13 protein-coding genes are annotated in these 17,281 nt (G+C 60.8%); 10 read left to right on the forward strand and 3 right to left on the reverse strand.

Features of this window, described 5'->3' with window-relative positions; all coding sequences use genetic code 11:
* Positions 1–88 precede the first annotated feature (88 nt).
* From QMX88_RS18075 to QMX88_RS18085, 3 genes are all read left to right on the forward strand, one after another.
* The gene (locus QMX88_RS18075; protein WP_282371696.1) at positions 89–2,782 is read left to right on the forward strand and encodes a putative bifunctional diguanylate cyclase/phosphodiesterase; all 2,694 of its coding nucleotides are present in this window, start codon (positions 89–91) and stop codon (positions 2,780–2,782) included.
* 130 nt (positions 2,783–2,912) lie between these two features.
* Positions 2,913–3,575 carry a peptide-methionine (S)-S-oxide reductase MsrA gene (gene msrA / locus QMX88_RS18080; protein ID WP_192171148.1) on the forward strand — a complete coding sequence of 221 codons (663 nt, stop codon included), beginning with the start codon at positions 2,913–2,915 and terminating at the stop codon, positions 3,573–3,575.
* A gap of 785 nt (positions 3,576–4,360) precedes the next feature.
* A complete protein-coding gene (locus QMX88_RS18085; RefSeq protein ID WP_282371697.1) occupies positions 4,361–4,810 on the forward strand; it encodes an REP-associated tyrosine transposase in 450 nt (149 codons plus the stop codon).
* A gap of 183 nt (positions 4,811–4,993) precedes the next feature.
* Here the strand turns inward: QMX88_RS18085 and QMX88_RS18090 are convergent, their stop codons facing one another.
* Positions 4,994–5,833: a 23S rRNA (adenine(2030)-N(6))-methyltransferase RlmJ gene (locus QMX88_RS18090; protein ID WP_282371698.1), complete on the reverse strand. Its 840-nt coding sequence runs from the start codon at positions 5,831–5,833 to the stop codon at positions 4,994–4,996.
* A 331-nt stretch (positions 5,834–6,164) separates the two neighbouring features.
* Between QMX88_RS18090 and QMX88_RS18095 the strand changes: the two genes are divergently transcribed.
* Positions 6,165–6,431: a hypothetical protein gene (locus QMX88_RS18095; protein WP_192171150.1), complete on the forward strand. Its 267-nt coding sequence runs from the start codon at positions 6,165–6,167 to the stop codon at positions 6,429–6,431.
* Positions 6,432–6,468: 37 nt separating this feature from the next.
* Here QMX88_RS18095 and QMX88_RS18100 read toward each other — a convergent pair whose 3' ends face one another.
* Both QMX88_RS18100 and QMX88_RS18105 read right to left on the reverse strand, forming a co-directional pair.
* Entirely contained in the window at positions 6,469–7,572 is a 1,104-nt protein-coding gene (locus tag QMX88_RS18100) for a GlxA family transcriptional regulator (RefSeq protein ID WP_282371699.1), read from the reverse strand.
* A gap of 461 nt (positions 7,573–8,033) precedes the next feature.
* A complete protein-coding gene (locus QMX88_RS18105) occupies positions 8,034–9,410 on the reverse strand; it encodes an L-serine ammonia-lyase (protein ID WP_282371700.1) in 1,377 nt (458 codons plus the stop codon).
* 476 nt (positions 9,411–9,886) lie between these two features.
* On the opposite strand from QMX88_RS18105, the gene QMX88_RS18110 reads away from it, so the two are divergent.
* The 6 genes from QMX88_RS18110 (at position 9,887) to betA (ending at position 17,136) form a co-directional block, all read left to right on the forward strand.
* On the forward strand, positions 9,887–10,834 hold the full coding sequence (locus QMX88_RS18110; protein ID WP_282371701.1) for a choline ABC transporter substrate-binding protein: 948 nt from the start codon (positions 9,887–9,889) through the stop codon (positions 10,832–10,834).
* Between the two features lie 64 nt (positions 10,835–10,898).
* The gene (choW, locus tag QMX88_RS18115) at positions 10,899–11,747 is read left to right on the forward strand and encodes a choline ABC transporter permease subunit (protein ID WP_192171475.1); all 849 of its coding nucleotides are present in this window, start codon (positions 10,899–10,901) and stop codon (positions 11,745–11,747) included.
* Positions 11,744–12,925: a choline ABC transporter ATP-binding protein gene (choV, locus tag QMX88_RS18120; RefSeq protein ID WP_282371702.1), complete on the forward strand. Its 1,182-nt coding sequence runs from the start codon at positions 11,744–11,746 to the stop codon at positions 12,923–12,925. The genes choW and choV overlap by 4 nt, the downstream gene beginning before the upstream one ends.
* Positions 12,926–13,125: 200 nt before the next feature.
* Positions 13,126–13,719 carry a transcriptional regulator BetI gene (gene betI, locus QMX88_RS18125; protein ID WP_282371703.1) on the forward strand — a complete coding sequence of 198 codons (594 nt, stop codon included), beginning with the start codon at positions 13,126–13,128 and terminating at the stop codon, positions 13,717–13,719.
* Between the two features lie 74 nt (positions 13,720–13,793).
* Positions 13,794–15,266, forward strand: coding sequence for a betaine-aldehyde dehydrogenase (betB, locus tag QMX88_RS18130; protein ID WP_282371704.1), 1,473 nt, complete (start codon positions 13,794–13,796; stop codon positions 15,264–15,266).
* A gap of 166 nt (positions 15,267–15,432) precedes the next feature.
* Complete coding sequence (betA, locus tag QMX88_RS18135) at positions 15,433–17,136, forward strand: choline dehydrogenase (RefSeq protein WP_282371705.1); 1,704 nt, start codon at positions 15,433–15,435, stop codon at positions 17,134–17,136.
* The last annotated feature ends 145 nt before the right edge of the window (positions 17,137–17,281 follow it).

A 17,281-nucleotide genomic window follows, 5' to 3' on the forward strand; every position in this document is an offset into this window, starting at 1 on the left:
CCGTTCGCCATGATGCAACCTTGCGGCACGCGACTTAAAGACGGGCTCCTTGCCCGTGCGCGACAGCACCCTGAAAGCGAGTTCCTTCATGAAAAGCCAACCTGATGCTGCCGGTAGACCGGCGGCCGAGGTCGTGACGCAATTACCGGTGCCCTCGCGGCTCGGCATGCTGCGTTTCGAGCGGCTGAATGAACCCAGCTGGGCCATGCTCTATCTGGATCCGAACTGCGAAAAGCAATTCAGCATGCCCGCCGTCGAACTGTGCGCGCTGGTGGGCACGCCTTACGCCAGCCTCATGGAGCCCGAAGCGCGCTATCAACTGCACGACGCCGTGCAGATGCAACTGGCCGGCAGCGCCCATTACCTGATCCGCTACACCCTGCACACGACGCGCGGCCCTTTGAATCTGGTGGAAATCGGTGAAGGGTACAAGCAACACAACCGGCATCTGTTGCGCGGCTACCTGATGGTGGTTGATGCGCAGATCGAGCCCGGCGAACTGATCATCAGCCCCGATCTGGAAGTACAGAACTCCCGTCTGCAGATCGCGCTGGAGCTCAATCAACGCGCCCAGCACGAACAGTTGCTGCATCTTGAACGGGTCCGCGCACAGCAAAGCCTGATTCTGCGCCTGGCGCGCCATCGCTACAGTTCGAACAATTCGCTGCAGGAAGCCGCTGAGCTGATCACCAAAAGCGCCTGCGAGATCTACAACATCTCCTGCGCCAGCCTGTGGAACCTCAGCGGCAAGACCCTTGAGCCGATTGCCGAGTATCGCCGCGATACCAGCACGTTCCCCAAGACCGACGCGATCGACATCAGCGAATTCCCCAGCTATCTGGACGTGCTGCACACCAGCCGCGCCATCGACGTCAACGATGTCGAGCAGGATCCGCGTACGCGCGAGCTGGTTCAGCGACTGCGGACCCAGGACATCACCGCCATTCTCGACGCCGCCGTGCGCATCGATGGCCAGGTGGTGGGCGTGCTGTGCCTCGAGCAGACCGGTACGCCACGGGAATGGCAGTCCGATGAGATTGCTTTTGCCGGTGAGCTGGCCGATCAGTTTGCCCACGCCATCAACAACCACAACCGCCGCACCGCCACCAGCGCCCTGCACCTGTTTCAGCGTGCCGTGGAGCAAAGCGCCAATGCGTTTTTGCTGGTCAACCGTGACGGCGTGGTCGAGTACGTCAACCCGAGCTTCACCGAGATCACCCAGTACCCGGCCGATGAGGTTCACGGGCATCGCCTGTCGGAGCTGCCGGCGCTGGAAAATCTCAGCGCGCTGCTCCTCGACGCGAACTCCAGCCTGGTCAACGGAAACAGCTGGCAGGGCGAGTTCAAGAGCCGACGCAAAAATCTGGAACCGTACTGGGGCCAGCTGTCGATTTCAAAGGTCTACGGTGACAACCGCGAGCTGACCCATTACATCGGCATCTACGAAGACATCACCCAGGCCAAGCTCTCCCAGCAGCGGATCGAGCGCCTGGCGTACACCGACAATCTGACCAGTCTGGGCAACCGTCCGGCGTTCATCCGCACCCTGGACGAGCACTTTGCCCGCGACGTCGCGACGCCGATCAGTCTTTTGCTGGTGGACATCGACAACTTCAAGCGCATCAACGACAGCCTCGGCCACCAGACTGGCGACAAGCTGCTGATCAGCTTGGCTCGCCGCCTGCGCAATAGCCTGAGCCCGACCGGCATTCTGGCGCGCTTCGCCAGTAACGAATTCGCTGTACTGCTCGACGACACCAGTCCCGAGGAGGGCCAACGGGTCGCCAGCCAGGTGCTGAGCACGCTGGACAAGCCCATGTTCGTCGACAATCAGTTGATCAGCGTGACCGGCTCGGTGGGGCTGGCCTGCGCGCCGATCCATGGCCGCGACCCGCAGACGCTGATGAAGAACGCAGGCCTGGCGCTGCACAAGGCCAAGGCCAATGGCAAGCATCAGGTACAGGTGTTCACCGAAGCGCTGAACGCCGAGGCGAGTTACAAGCTGTTCGTCGAGAACAACCTGCGCCGCGCGCTGACGCAGAACGAACTTGAAGTCTTCTACCAGCCGAAACTGTGCCTGCGCAGTGGCCGTCTGCTGGGCATGGAAGCGTTGCTGCGCTGGAATCATCCGGAAAAAGGCATGATCCGCCCGGACCAATTCATCAGTGTCGCCGAAGAAACCGGCCTGATCATCCCGATCGGCAAGTGGGTCGCGCGGCAGTCCTGCCGCATGAGCAAGCAACTGACCGCCGCCGGTTACGGCAAACTGCATGTGGCCATCAACGTGTCGCCGAAGCAGTTTTCGGATCCGGAGCTGGTCTCCTCGCTGGCCAGCATTCTGCGTGACGAACAGCTCGACCCGTCGCTGCTGGAACTGGAACTGACTGAAGGCCTGCTGCTGGAAGCAACTGAAGACACGCGCCTGCAACTTGAGTCGCTGAAGACGCTAGGCCTGACCCTGGCGATGGATGACTTCGGTACGGGTTATTCGTCGTTCAGTTACCTGAAGAAATTCCCCATCGACGTGATCAAGATCGACCGCAGCTTCATTCGGGACATCCCGGATGATCAGGACGACATGGAAATTACCTCCGCGGTCATCGCCATGGCCCACAACCTCAAGCTGACGGTGGTCGCCGAAGGCATCGAGACGGCGGCACAGCTGGCGTTTCTGCGTCGCCATCGCTGTGATGTCGGTCAGGGCTATCTGTTCGACAAGCCGATTCCGGGCGAAGAGCTGATCGAGAAACTGCGTCGCTACCCGCGCGGCCCACTGGCCTAAGCCCCCTTCCCCGTATCACATCAGTGCGGCACACTTGCCGCCCTGCATTTGCATCAGCCGATTCTGACCCCATATACGGTTTTCACTGACAACGCATGTCGGTTGTCCTGCCCCAGAGAGGATGTGCCTCATGGTCTTGCGCTCGGAAATTCTTGTGAATAAAAACGCTCTCCCCACCGCTCAGCAGGCACTGCCAGGGCGCGAAACACCCATGGCCCTGCCCGAAACCCATTTCGTCAATGGTACGCCGCTGCTGGGGCCGTTCTTTAATGACGTCGAGTTCGCCATCTTTGGCCTGGGTTGCTTCTGGGGGGCGGAACGTCGCTTCTGGCAGAAAGAAGGTGTGGTCAGCACTGTTGTGGGTTACGCGGGCGGCTTCACGCCAAACCCGACGTACGAAGAAGTCTGCTCGGGGCTGACGGGCCATGCCGAGGTGGTCCTCGTGGTGTACGAACCCGCGAAGGTCAGCTACGAAGCACTGCTGGCGATGTTCTGGGAATTGCATAACCCGACACAGGGCATGCGGCAGGGCAACGACATCGGCACCCAATACCGCTCCGTGATCTACGCGACAACGCCGGAACAACTGCAGGCGGCCAAAAGCAGCGCCGAGGTGTACCAGGCCGAACTGGCCAAGGCTGGTCTTGGGGACATCACCACCGAAATCGACCAGGCGCCCACCGTGTACTTCGCCGAGGCGTATCACCAGCAATATCTGGCGAAGAACCCCCAGGGCTACTGCGGTATTGGCGGCACCGGCGTCTGCATGCCGCCGAGCCTGGCGGGGAACTGAGTCAGAACCGCTGACACCCCCCGCGCGCTTAGTGGGACCGGCTTTAGCCGGGAAGACGTCGGATGTCGCGCCGCAGAATTGAAGGTGTTGCCACTGGCCTCTTCCCGGCTGAAGCCGGTCCTACTGATTGATCGCGTACACCTGTAGGACTGGCTTTAGCCGGGAAGACGTCGGATGTCGCACCGCAGAATTGAGGGTGTTGCCACTGGTCTCTTCCCGGCTGAAGCCGGTCCTACTGACTGATCGCGTACACATATACGACTGGCTTTAGCCGGAAAGACGTCGGGTGTCACCCCGCAGAATTGAGGGTGTTGCCACTGGCCTCTTCCCGGCTGAAGCCGGTCCTACTGACTGATCGCGTACACCTGTAGGACTGGCTTTAGCCGGGAAGACGTCGGATGTCGCACCGCAGAATTGAGGGTGTTGCCACTGGCCTCTTCCCGGCTGAAGCCGGTCCTACTGATTGATCGCGTACACCTATACGACTGGCTTTAGCCGGAAAGACGTCGGGTGTCACCCCGCAGAATTGAGGGTGTTGCCACTGGCCTCTTCCCGGCTGAAGCCGGTCCTACTGACTGATCGCGTACACCTGTAGGACTGGCTTTAGCCGGGAAGACGTCGGATGTCGCACCGCAGAATTGAGGGTGTTGCCACTGGCCTCTTCCCGGCTGAAGCCGGTCCTACTGAACATCAGCGCCCGCCAGAAATCTCCTGACAATCACCAGCCATACGTGAATCCGCTTTCTGCTTTTATTGTTTGCCCTCACACGAAGAGGAGCAATGGAATGCAGGAAATCAAACATGCGAGGTCTCTGCGTATTGGTCGATCTTCCCAGCCAGGGAACGTCTATCTCGTGACCTCAGTGGTCAAGAATCGCCTGTCTATATTCAGTGATATTCAAATAGCCCGCAGGGTGGTCACGGAAATGGAGCACCTGCATGACTCGGAAGTTGTGCACTCGATGGCGTGGGTGGTCATGCCCGACCATCTGCATTGGCTGTTCGCGCTCAAGTCAGGATCACTGCCCGCGCTCATGCAAGCGTTGAAGGGCAGAAGCGCCTTCGCAGTGAACAAGGCTCACGGCATAAAAACACTCACATGGCAGAAGGGTTATCACGATCACGGGGTCAGGGCCGAAGAGGACCTCGTCGAGATGGCACGCTATGTCGTGAACAACCCAATACGGGCAGGTCTGGTGAGGCAGCGGGAGGAGTATCCATTGTGGGGGTTGTGAATGGGTGCTCGAGTAGGACTGGCTTTAGCCGGGAAGACGTCGGGTGTCGCACTGCAAATGTGATTGTGTCCACAAGGCCCCCTTCCCGGCTGAAGCCGGTCCTACAGATAGATCGCTTATCCCTTGTAGGACCGGCTTTAGCCGGGAAGACGTAAGCCGTCACGCCGCAGAAACCATGAGCGGTTACTCCGCAATCAGCCAATCCATCTTCCAGTCACCTTGCGTCTGACCGAGCGTCTTTGCCAGCCACGGCATCAATTCGCGCAACTCCTCTTCCAGCCCCCATGGCGGATTGGCGATCGCCAGGCCGGAGCCGTTGAGGCTGTTTGGCGTGTCAAGCGGATGCACGAACAACTCGACCCGCAGCAGTTTCGGTGCGCCGGTTTCGGCCAGTTCCTGATAGAAACGCTTGAGCGCACGCTGGTCCTTGATCGGGTACCAGATGGCCGCAACGGTCTGGCGCATCCGCGCAATGGTTTCCTTGAGGGCGACGGAGCAGCGCTTCATCTCGTCCAGTTGTTCGAACGGCGGATCAATCAGCATCACTGCGCGCTTCTCGTGAACCGGCAGCAAGGCACGGGGCACGTGCCAGCCTTCGCCCAGGTGCACCGCGACGCGGCGGTCGTATTTCATGTTGTCTTTAAGCAGCGCGCCGTCTTCAGGGTGCTTTTCGTTGAGCAACACCCGGTCTTGTTCGCGGGTCAGGCGGCGGGCCAGTTCGGGAGAGCCCGGGTAGTAACGCAGTTCGCCGGTCTTGCGGTTCATGTGACGGATCGCGTCGATGTAACCGGCCGCCATTTCAGGCACGTCGTCGGCATCCCACAGACGGCCAATGCCTTCGATCCATTCGCCGGTGCGCGTGGCCTGATCGCCCTGCAAGTCATACAGGCCGATGCCCGCGTGAGTGTCGAGGTAAGCGAGTGGCTGCTCTTTGCGCGAAATGAGCGCGATCAAGCGAGTCAGAACGATGTGTTTGAAAACGTCGGCGTGGTTGCCGGCGTGGAAGGCGTGACGGTAATTCATGGCGGCTCCTGGAAGGCTGCGGAGTTTATCAAACCATCCGACGTTGCGCAGACCGCTCATGGCCTGCCGCTCGAAGGAGCCCAAACGACAGGCAAAAAAATCCCCGGTTAAGCCGTTACAAAACCGGGGTGAGGCATCTGCGCGGGCCAGAGGGTGACCAAACCGTAGCTCGCGCAATGTAAGTGGGGCGATTATGCCAAATGAACTAAACGGTTACATAGCCGAAAACGACACGGTGATGCGTATGCCAGACATCAACTGGGTCAGTACTTGCCGAGCCACTATGGGCGCGACCAGAATCGGTTCAATCTCAATAAACGGAGCGCACGTCATGATGCACGCAGACCTCATCGACCAAGACGACCTGATCAGCCAACTCAGGGCGATCGGTCTCGAAGTACCCTCCGGCCTCAGCGCGGAACAGGCGTGCGCCCAGGCGGTACGCGGCCTCAATGACGATCGCGCTCGGGCATTGCGGCAATTGGTGGAGAAACTGCTGAGCGGCAGCGCAACGATTTTGCCAGCCGTGCGCCAGGCGATTGATCAGCAGTTGTTGCCGGCGCTGGCAACTTACAAACAGGGCCAGGCGCAGGCTTGAGATAACCTTACGCGGTGATAAGGAAAGGCACGTTGCCCTACAACCGCACACTCGCAAACGTCGATTCATTACGCGCCTGACTCAGCGCCGACAGCGGCCCGGACAACGGCGCCAGAACGATCGACTGCGGGATCGGCAACATACCCACCTGCTGCGCGGTGTTGGAGCCGACGCGTTCGTCCCGCGGCGGGATGCCGAAGTATTCGCGGTAGCACTTGGAGAAGTGCGGCGTGGACACGAACCCGCAGACCGAGGCCACTTCGATGATCGACATCGGCGTTTGCTTGAGCAGCTGGCGGGCGCGGATCAGGCGCAGCTTGAGGTAGTAGCGGGACGGCGAGCAGTGCAGGTATTTCTGGAACAGCCTTTCCAGCTGACGCCGGGACACGGCGACGTACACCGCGAGTTCATCCAGATCGATCGGCTCCTCCAGATTGGCTTCCATCAGCGCCACGATTTCCTGCAGCTTCGGCTGATTGGTGCCCAGCATGTGCTTGAGCGGCACACGCTGGTGATCCTGTTCGTTGCGGATGCGTTCGTAGACGAACATCTCCGAGATGGCAGCAGACAGTTCACGACCATGATCGCGGCTGATCAGGTGCAGCATCATGTCCAGCGGTGCGGTGCCGCCCGAGCTGGTGAAGCGGTTGCGGTCGAGGGTGAACAGGCGCGTGCTCATGGCAACGCGGGGGAAAGCTTCCTGCATCGCGGCCAGGCATTCCCAATGCACGCTGCAATCAAACCCGTCCAGCAAGCCTGCGCAGGCCAATGCCCAACTGCCGGTGCACACCGCCCCCAGACGACGGGACTGACGCGCCTGGCTCTGCAGCCAGCTGACGTGTTCGCGGGTGACGGTGCGCTGAATGCCGACGCCACCGCAGACGATCACGGTGTCGAGCACCGGCGCCTTGTGCATGGCGGCATCGGGGGTGATCTGCAGACCATCGCTGGCCCAGACCTGGCCACCGTCCGCCGTCAGTGTGGTCCAGCGATACAGCTCGCGGCCCGAAAGCTGGTTCGCCATACGCAGGGGCTCGACCGCTGACGCGAGGGAGATCAATGTGAAGTTGTCCAGCAGCAGGAAGCCGATGGATTGGGGCGCACGGTTCTGGGGTTGAGCCCCGGAGTTGAACGAAGTCATCACAATTTCTCCTCACGCGTAAAACGGTTGATGGCCCCGGCAGGAGGCTCTTGTTGTATCGCCCTCATCTGTGGAGAGCTTTGTCATTGCAACGCAAATGCCATGCCTAAAGTTGAATGAGCATTCAACAACCCCTGATTGCGACGTCGCGAAGCGTCTATTCGGCAGCGACATGACGATTCAAATCGCGACCCCGAGGGGCGCTGAGCCGCAGACGCGGCGGGCGGGATGAGCAATTCCGTAGCACTTGTGTGAACCATCGAATCGGCAGGCGGTCCGGGAGTGTCACCCGACGCACGGGGTGCTCGGCGGGTAGCGATGGGTTACGGATTCAGATGGCATCGCGCCAGCTCAAGGGGGAGCGCGCGCCAAAACGTAGCGGGCTCAGTGCGGTGTGAGCGAAAAGCGAGCAGCCATCCACGGATGCAACTGCTTCTATCCCGGCAGCGGGCGTTACCGACTCAACATTCGACGGCGCTGACCGCCAGCCCGCCGCGGGACGTCTCTTTGTATTTGTCGTGCATGTCGGCGCCGGTATCGCGCATGGTGCGGATGACCCGGTCCAGCGAGATAAAGTGCTGGCCGTCGCCGCGCAGGGCCATTTGCGCGGCGTTGATGGCTTTCACCGCAGCGATGGCGTTGCGCTCGATACACGGCACCTGAACCAATCCGCCCACCGGATCGCAGGTAAGGCCGAGGTTGTGTTCCAGGCCGATTTCCGCCGCGTTGCACAGCTGCGCCGGGGTGGCACCCAGGATGTCCGCCAGCCCGGCCGCCGCCATGGCGCACGCGGAACCGACCTCGCCCTGACAGCCGACTTCGGCGCCGGAGATCGATGCGTTCTTCTTGCACAGAATGCCGATGGCTGCGGCGCCCAGAAGATAGTCAACCACGTTGGCCTCGCTGACTTCGTCGCTGAACTTGACGAAGTAGTGCAGCACCGCCGGAATGATCCCCGCCGCGCCGTTGGTAGGCGCCGTGACCATGCGCCCTCCGGCAGCGTTTTCTTCATTGACGGCCAGCGCGAACAGGTTGACCCACTCCATCGCGCTCAGCGTCGAGCCAATCACGTTCGGCTTGTTCAGCTCCAGAAGGCTGCGGTGCAGACGTGCCGCACGGCGACGCACGTTCAGGCCGCCCGGCAAAATACCCTCGTGCTTCAACCCCAGCTCGACACACGCCTGCATGGCCCGCCACAGGTGCATGAGCCCGGCGCGGATTTCATCTTCGCTGCGCCAGACCTTCTCGTTTTCCATCATCAGTTGCGACACCCGCAAGCCGTGGGTTTCGCAGAGCATCAGCAGTTCGTCCGCACTGGAGAAATCATAGGGCAGCACGGTTTCGTCGCGATCCAGCACGCCGCTCGCCGCCTGGGCCTCATCGACGACAAAACCGCCGCCCACTGAGTAATAGGTGTCGCGATGAAACTCACCGTGCTCATTGAAAGCAACCAGCGTCATGGCGTTGGGATGGAACGGCAGGTTTTCGTCGATGAGCAGCATGTCGCGCTGCCAGACGAAAGTAATCGGGTGATCGCCATTGAGCTTCAAGGTGTCGGTTTCACGCAGTTCGGCGATGCGCTGGCCGATCAGCGACGGATCGATCGCATCGGGCCATTCGCCCATCAGGCCCATGATCACCGCGCTGTCGCTGCCATGGCCGACGCCGGTCGCCGACAGCGAGCCATACAGCCGCACTTCAACGCGGTTCACCTGCTCCAGCTGATCGCGTTCGCGCAGGCCCTGAACGAACAATGCGGCAGCGCGCATGGGGCCGACGGTGTGGGAACTGGAAGGGCCGATACCGATCTTGAACAGGTCGAACACGCTGATTGCCATTGACCGCAAACCTCCGAAAACAGGGCTCCCGGCGCGCCGCGCGGCCGGCGATGGAGCTGCTACGCTCACGTAGCGATCCATCGAGATGGCGGCATCATCAGCCTTTTGTTTTGCAGGGCGGCGTCTCACACCGACTCACCCATGCCCACCAACGTCGCGTCTGCTTTAACCGGTACATGAACACGATCGGCTGCCGATTCCGGCACTTTTTGCCGTATCGTCACTCTGCTTTTGTCCCGGGAATCATTCGGCGAGCAGGGAAAAAACCTGTAAGCGACGTCACTGATACTGGATACGACGCCCTGTGTACTGGATACGACGCCCCCTGTAGGCGTTTGTTTTTCCCTGTTACATGATCGTTGTCGACTCAATCGCCAGACGCAGTGATGGAGCGGTTTTCCCAACTTGACTCGCCGACACCAGAAAACGCATCAGCTGCGGTTGATGCCGAGAAGAAAACACCAAAGGAGTCCAACATGAAAGGTTCACAAAGGCTGTTGCTGGGCGTTGCGCTGAGTCTTCCGATCCTGGCCCAGGCCGCAGAGCCTGCCGCTTGCCAGATGGTCAATTTTTCCGATGTGGGCTGGACCGACATCACGGCGACCACCGCCGTCACCAGCGTCGTGCTGCAGTCGTTGGGCTACAAAACCAAAACCACGATGATTTCCGTGCCCGTGACCTACAAGTCGCTGGCCGATGGCAAGAACATGGATATCTTCCTCGGCAACTGGATGCCGACCATGGAAAACGACATCAAGGCCTACCGCGACGCCGGCACCGTCGAAACCGTCCGCGCCAACCTCGAGAACGCCAAGTACACCCTCGCCGTTCCTCAAGCGCTGTACGACAAGGGGCTTCACGACTTCGCCGACATCGTTAAATTCAAGAAAGAACTTGACGGCAAAATCTACGGCATCGAGCCGGGCAACGACGGCAACCGCCTGATCCAGAGCATGATCGACAAAAACGCCTTCGGCCTGAAAGACGCAGGCTTCAAGGTCGTCGAGTCGAGCGAAGCGGGCATGCTGTCCCAGGTCGACCGCGCCTCGCGGCGCAACACCGACGTGGTGTTCCTCGGCTGGGAACCGCACCCGATGAACACCCGCTTCAAAATCAAATACCTCACCGGCGGCGATGACTTCTTCGGCCCCGACTTCGGCAAAGCCACCGTCTACACCAACGTGCGCAAGGGCTACACCACCGAGTGCAGCAACGTTGGTCAACTGTTGAAGAACCTGTCTTTCACGCTGCCGATGGAAAGCGCGCTGATGGGCAACATCCTCGACGACAAGATGAAGCCTGAAGCGGCCGCCAAGGCGTGGCTGAAAACCAACCCTCAAGTACTCGACACCTGGCTGGCGGGTGTCACCACCGTGGACGGAAAACCTGGCCTGGAAGCCGCAAAAGCCGAGCTGGCGAAGTAACTCGACAGGCAGGCGGGTACGCCCGCCTGTTGTCCTCTTTTCATCCCGCACGCGGACAACCGACATCATGCTGACTGATCATAAAATCCCTCTGGGCGAGTACATCGCCGGCTTCGTCGAATGGCTGACGCAGCACGGCGCCAGCACCTTCGACGCCATCGCTTCGTCACTGGAAACCATGATTCACGGCCTGACCGGCGGGCTGACCTGGTTCAACCCCTTCGTGCTGATCGGCCTGGTTGCTCTGCTCGCCCACTTCATTCAGCGCAAATGGGGCCTGACCGTATTTGTGATCATTTCCTTTCTGCTGATCCTCAACCTGGGGTACTGGCAGGAAACCATGGAAACCCTGGCGCAGGTGCTGTTCGCCACGGCGGTCTGCGTAGTAATCGGTGTGCCGCTGGGCATCATTGCCGCGCACAAGCCGATGTTCTACACCTGCATGCGCCCCGTCCTCGACCTGATGCAGACGGTGCCTACGTTCGTTTACCTGATCCCGACCCTGACTCTGTTCGGCCTCGGGGTAGTACCGGGCCTGATTTCGACGGTGGTGTTTGCGATCGCCGCGCCGATCCGCCTGACCTACCTGGGCATCTGTGATGTCCCGCAAGAACTCCTCGACGCCGGCAAAGCCTTCGGCTGCTCGCGCCGTCAACTGCTCTCCCGTATCGAACTGCCCCACGCCATGCCGAGCATCGCGGCCGGCATCACCCAGTGCATCATGCTGTCGCTGTCGATGGTGGTAATCGCCGCGCTGGTGGGTGCGGATGGCTTGGGCAAACCTGTGGTCAACGCACTGAACACTGCTGATATCGCACTGGGCTTCGAAGCGGGCCTGGCGATCGTATTGCTGGCGATCATGCTCGACCGGATCTGCAAACAACCGGACGCCAAAGTGAGGGCCGACGCATGAGCATCATCAAATTCGATCAGGTTGACGTCGTCTTCTCCAAAGACCCGCGTGAGGCACTCAAGCTATTGGACCAGGGCCTTACGCGGGCTGAAATCCTCAAGAAAACCGGCCAGATCGTCGGCGTTGAAAAGGCCACGCTGGAGATCAACAAAGGTGAGATCTGCGTGCTGATGGGCCTGTCCGGCTCGGGCAAATCCAGCTTGCTGCGGTGCATCAACGGCTTGAACACGGTCAGCCGCGGCTCGCTGTTCGTCGAGCACGAGGGCAAGCAGATCAACATCGCCGCCTGCACCCCCGCCGAGCTGAAGATGATGCGCACCAAACGCATCGCGATGGTGTTCCAGAAGTTCGCCCTGATGCCGTGGCTGACGGTGCGCGAGAACATCAGTTTCGGTCTGGAAATGCAGGGCCGCCCCGAGAAAGAGCGGCGCGCGCTGGTGGACGAAAAACTGGAGCTGGTCGGCCTGACCCAATGGCGCAACAAGAAGCCGGACGAGCTGTCGGGCGGCATGCAACAGCGTGTCGGCCTGGCCCGGGCACTGGCGATGGACGCCGATATTCTGCTGATGGACGAGCCGTTTTCGGCACTCGATCCGCTGATCCGTCAGGGCCTGCAGGATGAACTGCTGGCGCTGCAGAAAAAGCTGAACAAGACCATCGTCTTCGTGAGCCACGACCTGGACGAAGCGCTCAAGCTCGGCACCCGCATCGCGATCATGAAGGACGGCCGGATCATTCAGTACAGCGTGCCGGAAGAGATCGTGCTCAACCCTGCCGACGAATACGTGCGTACGTTTGTCGCCCACACCAACCCGCTCAACGTGCTGTGCGGTCGCAGCCTGATGCGCCCGATCACCCAGTGCACGCGCATCAACGGTTCTCAGGTCTGCCTGGACCCGAGCGACGACACATGGATTGATCTGTCCGACGGCAACGCCATCACCGGCGCCCACCAGCATGGCGCAGCCCTTGATCTGCAGAGCTGGGAGCCGGGTCAGTCGGTGGATGCACTCGGCCGCAAACCGACCGTCGTCCACTCCGACATCGGTATGCGTGACGCCCTGCAGATCCGCTATCACACCGGCAACAAACTGGTGCTGCAGGAAAACAACCAGCTGGTCGGCATCCTCGGCGACAGCGAGCTGTACCACGCATTGCTGGGCAAGAATCATGGCTGAAAGTCAGCTTTAAGCTGCGAGCTACAAGCTGCAAGAGAAAGGGCCGCCAAACCTTGATTCTTGCGGCTTGAGGCTTGGCGCTTGTAGCTGCTTTTCTGCGCTCCTCGTTTTTTGTTGATTGAACGTTCAATTAAAAAGCTTTACAGTGGACGCCGTTTCCAGCCACCCACGATCACCCGGCACATCAAGGAGCCCCACAGATGCCCAAGGTCGGTATGCAACCCATTCGGCGTCAGCAGTTGATCCAGGCCACCCTGACGGCGGTCGATCAGGTCGGGATGGGCGATGCCAGCATTGCGCTGATCGCCAAACTGGCAGGGGTCTCCAACGGCATCATCAGTCACTACTTTCAGGACAAGAACGGCCTGATCGCAGCGACGATGCGCCACTTGATGAACGCGCTGATCGCCAGCGTCGCCGGGCGGCGCCGGGCATTGAACAACGACAGCCCGCGGGCTCACCTGAAAGTGATCATCGAGGGCAACTTCGATTCCAGTCAGGTCAACGGTCCGGCGATGAAAACCTGGCTCGCCTTCTGGGCAACCAGCATGCATTCGCCCTCGCTGCACAGGCTGCAGCGAATCAACGACCACCGTCTTTATTCCAACCTCTGCTGCCAGTTCCGTCGCGCATTGCCGTTGGATGAAGCACGCAGCGCAGCCCGGGGGCTGGCGGCCTTGATCGACGGCCTATGGCTGCGCGGCGCGCTTTCGGGCGACGCCTTCGACACCGAACAAGCGCAACGGATTGCCTACGAGTACATGGACTTTCAACTGGCAAAAGCGCCGAGCTGAAGCAGCCGGCACCACGACCAAGGCAGCGCACGGCGCACTCGGTCGTCACCCACCCAGATTACTGCGAGGATTTTATGGCCCGTTTCGAATTGCAAAAACTCTACATTGACGGCGGCTACGTGGACGCCAGCAGCAACGCGACCTTCGAAGCCATCAACCCGGCCAATGGCGAAGTCCTGGCCCATGTCCAGCGCGCCACCAAAGAAGACGTTGAGCGCGCGGTTGTCAGCGCTGAAAAAGGCCAGAAAATCTGGGCCGCCATGACCGCCATGGAGCGCTCGCGCATCCTGCGTCGTGCCGTCGACATCCTGCGTGAACGCAACGATGAGCTGGCCGAACTGGAAACCCTGGACACCGGCAAAGCGATCTCCGAAACCAAATACGTCGACATCGTCACCGGCGCCGACGTGCTGGAGTACTACGCCGGCCTGGTGCCCGCCATCGAAGGCGAGCAGATTCCGCTGCGTGACACCTCGTTTGTCTACACCCGCCGCGAGCCGCTGGGCGTCACCGTCGGCATCGGCGCGTGGAACTACCCGATCCAGATCGCCCTGTGGAAGTCCGCCCCTGCACTGGCCGCCGGCAACGCAATGATCTTCAAGCCAAGCGAAGTCACCTCGCTGACCACGCTGAAGTTGGCCGAAATCTACACCGAAGCCGGTGTGCCGGACGGCGTGTTCAACGTGCTGACGGGCGCCGGCAGTGACGTCGGCAGCTGGCTGACCGAGCACCCGCGCATCGAGAAGATCTCGTTCACCGGCGGCGTACAAACTGGCAAGAAAGTCATGGCCAGCGCGTCGAGCTCGTCGCTCAAGGAAGTGACCATGGAGCTGGGCGGCAAGTCCCCGCTGATCATTTTCGACGACGCCGATCTGGACCGCGCCGCCGACATCGCGATGATGGCCAACTTCTACAGCTCCGGTCAGGTCTGCACCAACGGCACTCGCGTGTTCGTGCCGAGCGCACTGAAGGCAGCGTTCGAAGCGAAAATCCTTGAGCGCGTCAAACGCATCCGCGTCGGCAACCCGCAAGACGACAACACCAACTTCGGCCCGCTGGTGAGCTTCGCGCACATGGAAAACGTGCTCGGCTACATCAACAAGGGCAAGGAAGAAGGCGCCCGTCTGCTGATCGGCGGCGATCGTCTGACCGAGGGCGAGCTGGCCAATGGAGCGTTCGTTGCCCCGACCGTGTTCACCGATTGCACCGATGAGATGACCATCGTCAAAGAGGAAATCTTTGGCCCGGTCATGAGCATCCTCAGCTACGACAGCGAAGAGGACGTGATCCGCCGCGCCAACGACACTGAAATGGGTCTGGCCGCCGGCATCGTGACCAAGGACCTGAACCGCGCGCATCGCGTGATCCATCAACTGGAAGCCGGTATCTGCTGGATCAACGCCTGGGGCGAGTCCGACGCGAAGATGCCGGTCGGTGGCTACAAGCAGTCAGGCGTGGGCCGCGAGAACGGTATCAGCTCGCTGGCGCAATACACCCGCATCAAGTCTGTGCAGGTCGAGCTGGGCGATTACGCGTCGGTGTTCTGATCCTGCAAAGCCGCACCGGCAACACGCATTTCACTGTAGGAGCGAGCTTGCTCGCGATTGCTGAGTGTCAGCCGCCAGCAACATTGGGGCTATGACCTCATCGCGAGCAAGCTCACTCCTACAGGACTTGCGCACCTCCGACTACTTTCAAGAGGGAGCATTTCAAATGTCCCAGGAATTCGATTACATCATCATCGGCGCCGGCTCGGCCGGTAACACCCTGGCAGCCCGTCTCACCGAAGACGCAGGCGTCACCGTGCTGTTGCTTGAAGCCGGCGGCCCGGACTATCGCGCTGATTTCCGCACGCAGATGCCAGCCGCCCTCGCATTTCCGTTGCAAGGCCGTCGCTACAACTGGGCCTACGAGACCGAGCCAGAGCCGCACATGAACAACCGCCGCATGGAATGCGGTCGCGGCAAGGGCCTGGGTGGCTCGTCGCTGATCAACGGCATGTGCTACATCCGCGGCAACGCCATGGACTACGACGGCTGGGCGAAAAACCCGGGCCTGGAAGACTGGTCATACCTTGATTGCCTGCCGTACTTCCGCAAGGCCGAAACCCGCGATATCGGCCCGAACGACTACCACGGCGGCGAAGGCCCGGTCAGCGTCACCACGCCCAAGGCCGGCAACAATCCGCTGTTCGCCGCAATGGTGGAAGCAGGCGTGCAAGCCGGTTATCCGCGCACCGATGACCTCAACGGTTATCAGCAGGAAGGTTTCGGCCCGATGGACCGCACCGTCACGCCGTTCGGCCGTCGCGCCAGCACCGCCCGTGGCTATCTGGACGAAGCGAAGAAGCGCTCGACCCTGACCATCGTCACTCACGCGCTGACAGACCGGATTCTGTTCGACAACAAGCGCGCCGTCGGCGTGGCCTACCTGGTTGGCGACAGCGACACCCGCATCGAAGCGCGCGCTCGCAAGGAAGTCCTGCTGTGTGGCGGCGCCATTGCTTCGCCGCAGATCCTGCAGCGTTCCGGCGTCGGCCCCGCCGCGCTGCTGAAGAAGCTCGACATTCCGGTCGTTCATGATCTGCCGGGCGTTGGCGAGAACCTGCAAGACCACCTCGAGATGTATTTGCAGTACGCCTGCAAAGAGCCGGTCTCGCTGTACCCGTCGCTGCTGTGGTGGAACCAGCCGGCCATCGGCGCCGAGTGGATGCTCCTCGGCAAAGGGATCGGTGCCAGCAACCAGTTCGAAGCAGGCGGTTTCATTCGTTCGCGCGAGGAATTCGAGTGGCCGAACATTCAGTACCACTTCCTGCCGGTCGCGATTAACTACAACGGCAGCAAGGGCGTGAAAGAGCATGGTTTCCAGGCGCACGTGGGTTCGATGCGTTCGCCAAGCCGTGGCCGCGTGCAGTTGAAATCGAAGAATCCGCGCGAGTACCCGAGCATTCTTTTCAACTACATGGCCTCCGAGCAGGATTGGCAGGAATTCCGCGACGGCATTCGCCTGACCCGCGAGATCATGCAGCAGCCGGCGCTGGACCAGTACCGTGGCCGCGAAATCAGCCCGGGCATCGACGTGCAGAGCGACGAGCAACTGGACACGTTTATCCGTGAGCACGCTGAGACGGCGTATCACCCGTCCTGCTCGTGCAAGATGGGCACTGATGAAATGGCGGTCGTTGACGGCCAGGGCCGTGTGCACGGGATGGAAGGGCTGCGTGTGGTAGATGCGTCGATCATGCCGCTGATCACCACCGGCAACCTCAACGCGCCGACGATCATGATGGCCGAGAAAATCGCCGACAAGATCCGCGGTCGTGCCCCACTGCCGCGTAGCACCGCCGATTACTACGTCGCAGGCAATGCGCCGGTGCGTGGCAAGCCGATGCGCGAAGTGGGTCCGTTGGCGCAGTAACCACCGCCAGCGCTCTTGGAGATTCCTTCGGGATGCTGTGCAATCGTGCAGCATACCCGGACCATGTGTGAGCGAGCTTGCTCGCGAAGAAGGCATTATTACCGCCGCAAATTTAGCGGATGTTCTTGCCTCTTCGCGAGCAAGC

It is taken from the genome of Pseudomonas sp. PS02290 (assembly GCF_029960075.1).
In the GTDB taxonomy this organism is placed as follows: domain Bacteria; phylum Pseudomonadota; class Gammaproteobacteria; order Pseudomonadales; family Pseudomonadaceae; genus Aquipseudomonas.